This is a genomic window from Ktedonobacteraceae bacterium, assembly GCA_035653615.1.
GTDB lineage: Bacteria > Chloroflexota > Ktedonobacteria > Ktedonobacterales > Ktedonobacteraceae > DASRBN01.
Genome location: DASRBN010000032.1, coordinates 119,100 through 131,114 on the forward strand (window position 1 = coordinate 119,100; position 12,015 = coordinate 131,114).

10 protein-coding genes and 1 tRNA gene are annotated in these 12,015 nt (G+C 53.7%); 1 reads left to right on the top strand and 10 read right to left on the bottom strand.

Annotation, left to right across the window (positions count from 1 at the left end; translation table 11 throughout):
• Positions 1-146 precede the first annotated feature (146 nt).
• Positions 147-1,190, top strand: coding sequence for a prolipoprotein diacylglyceryl transferase (gene lgt, locus VFA09_17985; GenBank protein ID HZU69172.1), 1,044 nt, complete (start codon positions 147-149; stop codon positions 1,188-1,190).
• 76 nt (positions 1,191-1,266) lie between these two features.
• Here the strand turns inward: lgt and VFA09_17990 are convergent, their stop codons facing one another.
• From VFA09_17990 to VFA09_18035, 10 genes are all read right to left on the bottom strand, one after another.
• Complete coding sequence (locus tag VFA09_17990) at positions 1,267-1,959, bottom strand: MerR family transcriptional regulator (protein HZU69173.1); 693 nt, start codon at positions 1,957-1,959, stop codon at positions 1,267-1,269.
• A gap of 209 nt (positions 1,960-2,168) precedes the next feature.
• A complete protein-coding gene (locus VFA09_17995) occupies positions 2,169-4,511 on the bottom strand; it encodes a response regulator (protein ID HZU69174.1) in 2,343 nt (780 codons plus the stop codon).
• Positions 4,504-5,061, bottom strand: coding sequence for a chemotaxis protein CheW (locus VFA09_18000; GenBank protein HZU69175.1), 558 nt, complete (start codon positions 5,059-5,061; stop codon positions 4,504-4,506). The genes VFA09_17995 and VFA09_18000 overlap by 8 nt, the downstream gene beginning before the upstream one ends.
• A gap of 14 nt (positions 5,062-5,075) precedes the next feature.
• Positions 5,076-5,465 (bottom strand): response regulator, encoded by a 390-nt coding sequence (locus tag VFA09_18005; GenBank protein HZU69176.1) that lies wholly within the window; start codon positions 5,463-5,465, stop codon positions 5,076-5,078.
• A gap of 449 nt (positions 5,466-5,914) precedes the next feature.
• The gene (locus tag VFA09_18010; GenBank protein HZU69177.1) at positions 5,915-7,033 is read right to left on the bottom strand and encodes an ATP-binding protein; all 1,119 of its coding nucleotides are present in this window, start codon (positions 7,031-7,033) and stop codon (positions 5,915-5,917) included.
• A gap of 11 nt (positions 7,034-7,044) precedes the next feature.
• The gene (locus VFA09_18015) at positions 7,045-7,644 is read right to left on the bottom strand and encodes a GNAT family N-acetyltransferase (protein ID HZU69178.1); all 600 of its coding nucleotides are present in this window, start codon (positions 7,642-7,644) and stop codon (positions 7,045-7,047) included.
• Positions 7,645-7,654: 10 nt separating this feature from the next.
• Positions 7,655-8,518, bottom strand: coding sequence for a class I SAM-dependent methyltransferase (locus VFA09_18020; protein HZU69179.1), 864 nt, complete (start codon positions 8,516-8,518; stop codon positions 7,655-7,657).
• Between the two features lie 56 nt (positions 8,519-8,574).
• Positions 8,575-9,561, bottom strand: a complete 987-nt coding sequence (locus VFA09_18025) for a GAF domain-containing protein (protein ID HZU69180.1) — start codon at positions 9,559-9,561, stop codon at positions 8,575-8,577.
• A 420-nt stretch (positions 9,562-9,981) separates the two neighbouring features.
• On the bottom strand, positions 9,982-11,565 hold the full coding sequence (locus VFA09_18030; protein ID HZU69181.1) for a VCBS repeat-containing protein: 1,584 nt from the start codon (positions 11,563-11,565) through the stop codon (positions 9,982-9,984).
• A gap of 312 nt (positions 11,566-11,877) precedes the next feature.
• A tRNA-Asn gene (locus tag VFA09_18035) sits at positions 11,878-11,952 on the bottom strand.
• Positions 11,953-12,015 lie beyond the last annotated feature (63 nt).

Here is a 12,015-nt window from a genome sequence, read left to right on the forward strand (position 1 = left end):
TCCAGGACCTGTCATTCTGAGTGAAACGAAGAATCTCTACCCAACTTTCTGAGGAATCACCAGGACTTCCCTGCTTGCACTTACGTTAAAGGAATACTAAGATACGAAAAAAAAGATAGGTCATAGTCAAAGAATCGGAGCATCTCATGCAAACTTCCTTCATCTTAGCCAATATTATTAACTGGGGTTGGCTGAGCATTGGGCCGCCATACATTTATATCAATATCAATCCCGTTATTGTGCAGATCGGGCCGGTAGCCCTGCGCTGGTATGGATTGATGTATGTCGTGGGCATCGTGATCGGTCTGTGGGCTATTCGACATTATACAGAACGCAAGGGTCTTAGCCAGGACATTGTTTACCGCATCTTCTGGTGGTGCCTGGTGGCCGGTTTGATCGGCGGAAGGCTGTACTTCGTAGTGCAGCAGCCGAACTTTTTTTCCTACTACCTGGCGCAACCACAGCACATCTTCGCGACCTGGGAAGGGGGCATGGCCTTCTTCGGCGCCATCTTCCTTGTTATTCCTACGATTTTCTGGCGCGCGCGTGTTGAGCGTATCAATCCACTTGTAGCCATCGATGCCGGTGTGCTATTCGCGATTGTGGGCCAGATCTTCGGGCGTATCGGCAACCTGATCAACGGCGATATCATCGGCTACCGCAGTACCTTGCCCTGGTCAACCGTCTACCAGAATCCCAACAGCTTTGCCTGCCTGAATCCCGCGGCAAATACCTGTAATGTACCTGTTCAACCGGCAGCAGGCTATGAATTGCTTTCCAATATAGCCGTGATGATCTTGATGTTCTACCTGGCCTATCGACTGCGCAGGCCTGGCGTCCTGATGCTGATTTACCTGTATGCCTACGTTATCACGCAATTCCTGCTCTTTTTCGTGCGCGATAACGTGGTCGTCACCTTCCTGGGCCTCAACTGGGGTCTGAAGCAGGCACAATGGACCTCGCTGGTGGTCTTCATCATCTTGCTTCCCATCACCTACCTGGTATTCCGCTATTCAAAGCCAGTTCCAAAAGGTGCTGTGGCCGCGACCTACGGCATTCCGCAAAAGCCAAAGCCTGCAGTCGAGGAGCATAAAGAGGATGACAGTCAAGCGCAGCAAGTAAAAGATGGGGATGTAGTAGATGAAAGGCGCGAAATGCCCAGGGAAACACGTGAAAAGATAGAAGGATAGAGAGTTCAATTTACTCGGTCGCAATAGAAAAGATTATGAGCGCATTCAGGGCTTGAAAGCTAATCTCACCTCCTGACTAGAGGCTGTAAACCATCTTCCGGTGCAAGACCGATATCAGTGTATCGGTCAGCGTAAGAATCGCCTCGAATTGTTCGGCCTGCTGCTCAGCTGATAGGCCCTCCTCTTGCCAGCGGGGTTGCACGTGCTGCGCGAAAGCCGCCAGTTCGCTGCGCACGAGCTGGCGCATCTGAAAGCGGATCAGGGCGGGAAGCGCTACAGGTAGGCCCAGGTCTTCGAGGCGCTCATAAAGCTGGAGTAGTAGAATATCGTCGCCGGTAAAGAGTGGCTCTCCATTATCTCCTGCTCGCGTGGGGAAGAGCAGTCCCTGATCCACCAGTTCGTCGATTCGCGCTTCGGATGCGCCCGACTGCTGCATCAGAGCCTTTTTCGAGATCTGTACATCCTGAGCATTTGAAGTCAGGGGACGCAGCAGGCGCTGTTTGAGCGCCAGGTTCATCTGCACATCGCCATGCCTGGCGCGCACTTCCAGCAATTGTTTGATACTTTCCAGCGGGAGTTGCTGCTCCTTGAGTTCTTTGATAATGCTCAGTACGAGCAGGTGCTCCTGGTTGTAATAGGCGACACGACCATGCATAATCGGCGCTGGCAGCATGCCCTGCGTATTATAAAAGCGGATAGTGCGGCTGGGCATGCCTGAAAGGTGTGCAAGCTCATCAATAGTGTGCAAATCATCGATGCTCTGTGACATGAAAATTGTACCTCGCATTGTAACAGCTGTGCAGCTATTCGTCCGTCCGTGTTGTTTTTAGAGGTGTTGTAACCGTTTTAGCTGTGCCTGAGATATTGTAACATATATACTGTCATATTCAGAAGATGCTTTCAGCGAGCAGAGCCAATGGGCGGAGCAAGCTCCCCTACCCAGCGACCACCACTACTCCTACCGCTACTGGGGCCGCATTACGAGTCCAGCGCCGCCTGCACAGCATTTAGCAACGTGTCGGCGGGACAGGGTTTGGAGAGGAAATCATACGCGCCCAGAGCAAAGGCCTGCTGTATGTGTTTGTCCGCCGAACGCGAGGTCAACAGAATAGTTTTGAGTTTGGAGAACGACGGATGCGTATGTATGATGGTGAGGAGATCGAAGCCATTCAGGTTGGGCATCTCTACGTCCAGCAATAGCACGTCGGGCGAGTGCGCCTGGATAAGCTCTAGCGCCTCCATACCATCACGGGCTTCGTATAATTGATAGCCCACGCGCCCCAGGGTGTGGCGAAGGGATTGACGGATGGAGACGGAATCGTCGGCGATCAGGATTTTCGCATAGGCCAGCTCTGGATGGTTTTGCGTTTGTGCCTGCGCTGATGGCAATGATACTTTGACCGGCTCTTTTTGCTTTTGCGCCTTCTCACTGTGCATGATGAGCTCAGGCAAATCGACGATCAGCAATATATTGCCCGTACCATCGACAGCTGTCCCTAGAATGCCTGGCCGCTGCAAATAGTCCGCCAGAGGTTTCATCACCAGGTCTACCTGCCCCAGTATTTCGTCCACCTGGACTGCCTGTTGCGCAAGAATTAGCCGGGGGTGAATCGTTTGTGGGATACTTCTTGCCACGGGAAAATCCAACAACGCATTGAGGTCATAGAGCCTGGCGACTTCGCGCTGGCTGTAATCGATATGATCCACCTGTGAGAACGGTATCACAACTGATTGATTACCGGTGCGGACAAGCAGTCCCTGCACCATGCTTCGCGAACGAGGGAAGCGCATCTGAAATGCGATGCCCTCCGTTGAGTCGCGGCGCGGTGTGATAGAGCCATGTAAATTGTGAATGGCGCTGTTGAGTGCTTCAATGATGCCACCCGGCACCGGAATCGAAAAACCCGCGTCAATTGCCACTTCGTGATCGCTAGAATGAGCCGCAAGCGTAATTCTTCCGGCCTCTGCCGCGTGTACCTGCGCCGTCATAGCGGCGAGGACGCCCCCGGTCACCAGGTCGAGCAAAGGATTTGCCAGCGCATCCAGGATATCCTGGTCAATGTCTGTTGCCTCGCCGGAGACTTCAAAGTGGATAATGTGCTTTTCCCCTGTGATGCTCCGGGCGGCGCTTCTCAGGCGATCCACAAGGAGAGAAAATGGGGCTGTGTGCAGCGAGAGCGCATCATTACGTATCTGGATGACCTGTTCCTTGTGCTGCTTAAGCAGGGAGTTCAGCCGCGCGAATGCCTGGCGTAGCTGGGCAGCGGCAGTGGCAACATCGGCAATCGCTTCATTGAGCGAAATCGCAAATACATTGCTTTCGCTAAAGCGGTCAACCTCCATCTCATCCCAGTCAGCCAATGCATGCATAGCCGGAATGTGTTGCGAGGATGACGCAACCTTGAACTTACGAGCATGCCCTGTGCGCTGCATGGATTCGCTCAGAATGCGCTCTATAAGCGAGGACGCCGGCTGGTCTTCAAGTATATTCCCCGTGGTATCTGCTTCTCTCGTAGCGAAAGAAGTATACATCGTCTCTAGACGGCGTAGACGGGCCTGGGCATTCTGCAATTCGGCGAGCGCTGCCTCAACCTCCTGCCGGGCGCGCTCCAGGGGCGTTTGTAACTCCAGTATCCGTTCAGTATGCAGCCTAAGCCGGTCCAGATGCTGGCTATTGATATGAGCAAGAGCAAGTGAGCGAGCAGCGGGATAAGCTTCTATATTCCTGGCTATAGCCGGTTGCTCTATGCCTGATACCGGAACATCAGATATGGCGGTACTCAGGTTCCTGTACTCTTCTTCAAGCTCAATAAGGGGCGCCTGGTTCTCACTGCCCTCGGAGACAACACTTTCGAGCGTTGTCTCCAGGGCCTGCACTGCATGTGACAACGCAAGCAGGCCTGCCTCGTATGCTATTGAGCGATTCTTGACCTGCTTGATGACCACCTCGATATGACGGGCAATGGCGGATAGCGCATTGCAGCCCATTGCGCCTGCCGTCCCTTTCAGCTTATGGGCCGCGCGCTGCATCAATGTAAAAGCAGGCGCATCCAGTTGCTCGTTTTGTTGCAATTGCGGAAGGGCCTGGCGCATGCTACCAATATCTTCCCCGGCTTCGGTGACGAACAGCACGAGCATGTCTTCTTCTATGGAATTCGAATCCGGTGCCTGAGCAGGAGATGCGGAAATTGAGGGAGTAGCCGGGGCTTCTGCTGTGGCCGGTACGGGTTCCATATCCTCCATAGCAAGGAAAGCATCGAGGACTGCCTGGTCTTCAGGCGAAAGCTTGTTCTCTTCGGAAAAGGGGAAAATCTCATCCATGATGAGCGGCTGTTCCTATCTGCCGCACGACATCGGCAAGTAACATCGACATATTTATGATGGGCAAGTCAGATTTGTACACCTGGTTCTCGATCCCCCCGCTGAGATGCACAAGCAGGCCGACGCTGACATCGGGAAGCTGTGGATCATTGGCGACAAGTAGCATACCACGAGCAGGATCGATGCCGACCTGGCCGGTGGTCGTCTCACACAGATAGGCATTCAGATCGAGAACGGCAATGGCCTGGCCGCGCCACATCATAATGCCCAGCATCCATCGTGGAATGTCCGGTAACAGGGCAAAGTGTCGCGGCGCATCCAGAACTTCGCAAACGGCCTGCAGCGGGATGAGGAATGTTCCGCAGTTCAGCTTGCATTCAAGGTATTGCGGCGAGCGTATTTCTTCACCAGGAGAAACGCTGGAAATAGCGTTGGCCCGTTCGCGCGCATAATCCCAGAACTCCTCGTCGCTCATCAACTCGAGGCTTTGTGGGTTTATGTGGCGCCGGGGCAGCTGAAGCCGTGCATCGTCTGTGATATGTTCTTCCATGAAAATATGAAAATTTATGAAAGTGACGGAGCACCCAGGTAAGAGCGTATCACAGACATTATCTCTTGTGTTTTGAACGGTTTCGTAATATAGTCCTTTGCTCCTACAAGACGACCCTTGATGCGGTCAATTACCCCGTCACGCGTTGAAAGCATGACGATGACGGTATTATTAAACTGGTGCTTTGTCTTGAGATAACGGGCTACTGTATAGCCGTCCATTTTAGGTAGATTGATATCTAATATCACCAGGTCAGGTGGGCGATGTCGTCTTTCACTTAGCGCGCGCAAGGCCTCAACCCCATCCTCATAACTCACGGATTCGATGCCTTCGCGCTTCAGGCTGGTTTCTATGATCTTACGAACCGTTACAGAATCGTCAATGACCATCACCAGTTTACTCATGTTAACATCCTCTCTCTTCTCCACACTACCATCCAGCGCCAGATCATACGCATACCGGCATACATACATGCATGATCCAGCTCTCGTCACGTCCTTATTAAGAGTGCCGCCTGAGTTTATTACGATAGATCACCCATCGGCCGGAGCCAACGAAATAGCCCGTCACAAGTACTTGCCCTTGTAATGGTCGGTGTCGTGCCCATCGAAGAGAATTCATGTAACCCAGGCAGAAATATGAATCTAAAGCAAATAGTATCATACAAGTGTACGGAGTGCAACGTTTTGGTATAAAGAAACAATTAAATTTTTCGATATCGCCGGGATATGGCCGATGAATCGGGGCCTACGACCCGCGGGTCGGTCGATTTCCGGTCCCGGTAGGGGCGGATTGATCGCGCCCAGCGCCGATTCATCGGCTATCGCGGGTTAGCAAAAATCATAATCGACCCCTACGTGTTTGCTACTGGAAGGGTAAAAGTAAAGGTGCTGCCACGCCCGACCACGCTTTCGGCGCTGATGCGACCCCCATGCGCCTCTACAACGTGGCGAGCAATAGCCAGGCCCAACCCACTGCCGCCTCCACCAGGACCGGTGGCGTACATTTTCGAACGCGAGCGGTTTACTTTGTAAAATCGTTCGAAGATGCGCGGCAGGTCCTCCGCCGGAATGCCAACGCCCGTATCGCGCACAAAGAAGATTTGCGCCTCCCCTCCGGCTTGCAGCTTCGTACCAACGACGACAGTTCCTTCCGATGGAGTAAATTTGATGGCGTTATGTACAAGATTGACAAGCACACGCACTATTTGCTTGCTGTCCGCCGCAACGCGCGTCTTCCCGTCCTGTATCTCGCTACGCAGGGTTACGCGATAGCGTTGCGCCTGCGGTATCATGCGCGCCATCACCTCACGTACCAGCAGTTCGGCTTCGACGGGTTCAATGAGCATAGGCATCTGGCCTGATTCGATGCGTGAGAGTTCAAGCAGTTCCGACACCAGGTCTGTCAGGTGTTCGACCTCGTTTTCGATGCGCTCAACAAAGATTTGCGCCTGCTCAGGATCGGTTTCAATAGCATCTTCCAATGTCTCTGCCAGCAGTCGAACGGAGGCCAGCGGGGTGCGCAGTTCATGCGAGATATTGGCAACGAAATCACGCCGCACCCGCTCCAGGCGGCGCAACTCGGTTAAATCCTCGATCAAAATCACGAAATACTGGTAGCGCCGCGCCTGCGCCTCGGCGTCTTCCTGCCTGCTCGACTTGCGCAAAGGTGTATGCTCCACCGGAGAGACCGATACTTTCCAGAAAATCGTCCCATTGGCTTTTGAATACTCGCCACTGAGAGGAGTGCCCGCCTCAAGACTCTCCTGCACCAGTTGCAGGATAGCGAGATCGGGAATGAGCTGATCCAGCTTCAGGCCCTGCCACGGTTCCGGCCTTTCCAGTAGTTTAACGGCGCGCTGATTGTAAAACCGCACGCTCATGGTGCGATCAATAATCACAATAGGCCAGTAGGAAGCCTCAAGCAGCTTTAAGAAGAAGTGTTCGAAGTTGATCGGCGCCGGATTAGACACTGTGGATCACCTCATTGCGCACCATCGGGAGTATCCGGCGCCTGCGGCGTGCGCGCGGGAGGCGCGAATGTGGCCGTGTAGTCGGAAGAGCTCGTCGATTTTTGGGTTTGAGCACGCAGGCGGCCCATGACGTAGCTATCGAGATAGGCTCCTGCACGAAAACCATCGCAGCGCTTCCTCCCCTCGATTTCAAAGTCGAAACGCTTATAGAGATTGATGGCGCGCTCATTATCGGTATAGACTTCCAATTGCAAGCGCAGCAGGTTGAGCCAGTTGTCGGCGAGATCGATGATGGTGAGCATGAGCATTTTGCCGATGCTCTGTCCCTGGTACGCATCGTGGACGGCCATAGAGATAGTGCCGACATGACGTTCGCGTCCCTCGCCAACTTTGAGATGGATGGCTCCGACGACTTTGCCCCCGATCTCGGCCACAAAGTCATGTACATGTTCGTCGTTCAGCCAGCCTTCAATGATCCTGCGCCACGTCTCGAGGCTTTTGGAGGGAAGCTGCGCGGTCCCCCACAGGACACCAGGCATGTGCATGATTTCATTAATGTCCTCGGCGTCACTCAAGCGAAGTGGGCGAATAGTGATGCGCGTCTGACCCATGACAATTTCCCTACCCCTTCTCGCCCCACGCCGTAATCGGCAACATCAGGCCGCGAAAGTCTTCCTTTAGCATCTCGAGCTGCATGCGTTCGTACAACTGGTCTAACGTCTCCTGGGTGGCGACTCCCATCCGGACGATGAAGCCCTGGAAGAGTTTGAAGACGACAGCGGCATCATGCCGAAAGCCATTATAGGCCTCGGTTCCATAAGAGTAATCGATGACGTGCGCGCGGTAGTTGACACTCGTACAGCCGGCATCGAGCAGGAATTTTCCTAACATCGGCAATACGCCGGTAAAGCGGCCGCTTTCGGTGAAACTCGCGCCTTGCAGCTTGAGCGCGCGTATAACCATGGAGTTCAGTTCCTCCAGCGCGGGACTGTTCGTGAAGTACCACCATTCGCTTTCCGTGAGCCGGATAGTTCCTCCAGGTCGCGTGATGCGCCCAAATTCCTGCATGACTCCTGGCCAGGCGGTAGTGGGAAGAAAATTAATGAACCGGGAATTGACCAGGTCGAAGGATTCGTCGGCGAAATCTAGCGGTTTCTGGATATCCAGAACATGGAAACTGGCATTGTTCAGGCCCTGCACCCGTGCCTGCGCGCGCGCATAATCGATCATCGCCCGGCTGACATCAAATCCAACCACCTCGATATCAGGGTAGGTGAAAGCGACCTCCAGCGCCCAACCGCCCGGGCCACAGGCCGCGTCGAGGATGCGATGAATGCCGGAAAGGTCTGAGCGCTCGGAGAAGAGGCCGCCCATGCCCCTGGTGACGAGACGATCCTGCGCGAGCAGGCGTGCCATCTCCGCCCCGCTCTCGGGATCATTGAAGTAGACATTTCCGCCTTCGGAAGATTTATCGGGTGTTGCCATTACTTTTATGTTCTCCTTTTGCTCGGAAAGAAACGTGCCAGGTTATCTATTGTCGATTAACGAAATGGCGACTGAAGGAGTTCTTGCTCCAATTGTTGCCAGGCAAGCTGTTCCGCCTCTAATGCTGTGACCGGATGCCGGTTAATCGAGGCCTGCCTCATAAGATCGATGGTACGTTGTCGAAACCCCGAAAACGAGGATTTTTGCACCTCATACGAGGGTAACACGCCAAGCGCGATCTGCTCCGGGGTGTAAAACTCCTGGCGATCAAAAGCCAGGGCGATCAACTCGGTATAGCCTTCGATGAGCGAGTAATAGCTCTCACCAAAGTAGCCTGCCTGGGTGCTTGAGATGAGCAGGCAGCCGGCAACGTTGCCGGCAAACATGATGGGAGCGGCAACAGCGCTCCCCTCCCATTTCCCAGCATAGCCAGGAGCGCGATTCGCTTCCTGCCCAAGATTCTGGTTTTCTACGAGGCGAGCCGTACTGACCGCGTAGCCAGCTAGCGATTCGATTCCCAGGAACATGAGATCATTATCCAGTGTACTCGGCCAGGGCGGTGTTCCGCATCCATATACCTCACGCAGACTGCGAACCATCTTCCCATCAGAGGGCGGCATACAGCGCACGACGATTACCGCCATGCCCAGGCGATGCGGGTCGAATTGCAAGAGAACCTGCCGCAGGATGAGATCACAAAGCGACCAGAAGTGCAGGTCCCTGGAAAGCGTAGCAAGGGTATGCAGAACACGAGTATAAAATTCGGCGGGAATAGTGAGTGATGTTTCGACTACCGTCTCATACTCGCTTAAAGCGGGAAAGTCCTTGAACTCTTCTCGAATCAGCCTCAAAAGCAGCTCGCGTTCTTCAGGCCACGCCCTCAACAGGCGCTGTAGGAGCTGCGGGCGGGGAGTGGATTCCTTGCTTGCCCAGCGCGTCAGAGTGACAGGGCTAACCTGCAGGACATGAGCAAGGCGCTGGCGTTCCTGGAGATTCTCAATGCGTTGCCCAAGCAAATCACGCCACGTCTGAGGTTCTTGCATTCCTTTACCTATGAATTCCCTGCTGCTCTCAATGCGCCTCATGCTCATTGTAGTAGAGTAGCAGTACTATGCGCCTCTATCAATCACCAGGAAGGAAGTCCGCGTGCCGGAAAGCATGGTTTCCCTTCTGCATGCAGAATAATGAAAAGACCGGAATCATAACTGTACTGGGTCAACTCGCCACTATCTTCCGGTACAGTATAGCACAGGAAAAAGCTCAATAACAATACTTACATCAACCGGTGATTCCACATAAGTGCGCGAGAGATTCTTCGCTGCGCTCAGAATGACAGGCCCGCGCGCGGGCCTGTCCATCCATGTCGGGGGCCTGTCATTCTGAGCGCAGCGAAGAATCTCTGCCCTGTCATTCAGCCGGGCCACCTCACACGAGCTAAAGGAGAGGCCAGATATCGCGCCTTTTCAGCCCTGGCAGAAGCTAGAGATAGTATCAGTTGAGAAGCAACTGTGGTGTTCGGGAACACGACCAAACTGTGCCCAGGGTACTTGCCCATAGGGCCCGGCGCCATGGAAGTCAAATGCCCAGACCTTGGGATACTTATGTACACTTCCATCCCAGGGATCGCCGGTAACCAGCAAATCATTGCGACCATTGCCGAGCAGATCTACCATGGCCGGCACCCCGCCACTGCCAATTTCTAGCTGCATCTGTAGTTCCAGAGTACCTGTAGCGCTGTAGACCGACAAAAACCCTTGATCTCCGCTCCCCTGGTTGGTTGTAATCGCGATGTCCGGCACGCCATCACCGGTCACATCACCGATAACCGGCGATGAGTTGTCTGTGGAGTTATAACCAAGATTCTGGGGCCAGCCGGATACGTAGGTCCCATCTCCATGTACCGCGGCCAGAGTCGTGTCGGTTTGCACCACGATTTCCGGGTTCGGTGAATTGTCCAGCCTGGCTATCGCGAGTGCTCTTCCGTATGCGGTCATGCCTGGAATGGTAATCGTCTTCAAAAGCACTCCCGCGCCGGAGTAAATCAGCACCGAGGTATTGTTACCTCCTGGGTAGGTAGCAAAGATCAATTGCGGCTTTCCCAGACCAAGCACATCCGCCACGACCGGGAAGGTCCCTTCAAGTCCACTTGAGACACTTATTGGAAAGCCCTTTACAAGAGTACCATCACCATGCCACGCGTAGACTTTTACCCCTCCTGGGGATAGACTCTCACTGGCAGAGATAATCTCCGGCTTGCCATCTCCATCAATATCGGCAATTGTAGGGGTATACAACGTTTGACCGCTATCAACATGGACCGGCCAACCCGGTAAGGGATTACCATGAGCGTCATAACCGGCCAGCGTCCAGTCCTCTTCTTCAACAAAGATCTCGTCGATACCATCTCCATTAATATCAGCAAGCGCTGCTGGTGTAGCAGTGTAATTGTCATCCGGGATCGGCCAGCCGGGCAGCAGGTGACCATGTCCATCAAAAGCCGCCAGGTAAGACTGCCCGCCACTCATATAACCAACCATTACCTGCAGGCCGGGGATGGTCTTAGATAGCTTTCCCAGGGCGGCATAGGCAGCACCCGTAAACTGCGTCGCGGGCCATCCTGGAATGACCTTCCCATCAGGTTCCCAGGCATACAGGGGGCCATTGGCCAATGCCGAAGCGAGGAAGTCAGGTTTGCCGTCGCCGGTGATGTCGCCTACCAGCACATTGATGCCGGGGCCGGCGTGATATGTGCCAGGAGTTTCCGTCGTCATCACCGGGAAGCCTGGCATAATGGATACCCTCCCTGCCAATGGCCCCGACATCTTGCCGTCATGATCATTCCCTTTTGAGAGAGGAGACCGGTAGGCGAATCTATGGACGATTGGGCCTGGACTGGCTGCGGCGACTGCTGGAGTGAGAGCCGCCACCAATATAAAGGAAAAGATGAGGACCAGGCTCCGGAGACCAGACCAACCTGGAATAATGTGTCGATTTGGCGTTGTGTTATTGACTACCGCTTTGCTCATGCCTTGATACCGGTCTAACATGATTGCCTCCTAAACTTGCCGTCCTGCCCTGTTCAGTTTGCAGAGATAACGTCACTATTTTCAGAAAACGTATGAAGTTAAAACATGTAACTGCTTTTCAGACAGGCAATTACATGATTTTTATGGCTGTAGCCTTTGAGAATTTTTGCGGGGGTGCTGAAGCCGAATTTGTCATAATTTGGCCTTCTGTTTGATGATTTGTTTTGCCTGAGAAGCCGGTTGGCCAGAAAGCCACTTTTCCAGCAACGGCAGGGCCGGAGAACATCTCTTGTTTGCAATAAAAAACGCCCAGGAACTTTCTTCCTGGGCTTCTGGCTCCTCGAACAGGATTCGAACCTGTAACCTACCGGTTAACAGCCGGCCGCTCTACCGTTGAGCTATCGAGGAAGGATCGCCGATTGGCTCATCTCACGCAAGCAGTATATCAAGGATGTGCCGTTTTTGTCAATA

Excerpts from the sequence above, each read along its gene's own strand:
- VFA09_18030 (HZU69181.1), bottom strand. The coding sequence starts at position 11,565 with ATGTTAGACCGGTATCAAGGCATGAGCAAAGCGGTAGTCAATAACACA.
- VFA09_18005 (HZU69176.1), bottom strand. The coding sequence starts at position 5,465 with ATGAGTAAACTGGTGATGGTCATTGACGATTCTGTAACGGTTCGTAAG.
- VFA09_18020 (HZU69179.1), bottom strand. The coding sequence starts at position 8,518 with ATGGCAACACCCGATAAATCTTCCGAAGGCGGAAATGTCTACTTCAAT.
- VFA09_18025 (HZU69180.1), bottom strand. The coding sequence starts at position 9,561 with ATGCAAGAACCTCAGACGTGGCGTGATTTGCTTGGGCAACGCATTGAG.
- lgt (HZU69172.1), top strand. The coding sequence starts at position 147 with ATGCAAACTTCCTTCATCTTAGCCAATATTATTAACTGGGGTTGGCTG.
- VFA09_18000 (HZU69175.1), bottom strand. The coding sequence starts at position 5,061 with ATGGAAGAACATATCACAGACGATGCACGGCTTCAGCTGCCCCGGCGC.
- VFA09_17995 (HZU69174.1), bottom strand. The coding sequence starts at position 4,511 with ATGGATGAGATTTTCCCCTTTTCCGAAGAGAACAAGCTTTCGCCTGAA.
- VFA09_17990 (HZU69173.1), bottom strand. The coding sequence starts at position 1,959 with ATGTCACAGAGCATCGATGATTTGCACACTATTGATGAGCTTGCACAC.
- VFA09_18015 (HZU69178.1), bottom strand. The coding sequence starts at position 7,644 with ATGGGTCAGACGCGCATCACTATTCGCCCACTTCGCTTGAGTGACGCC.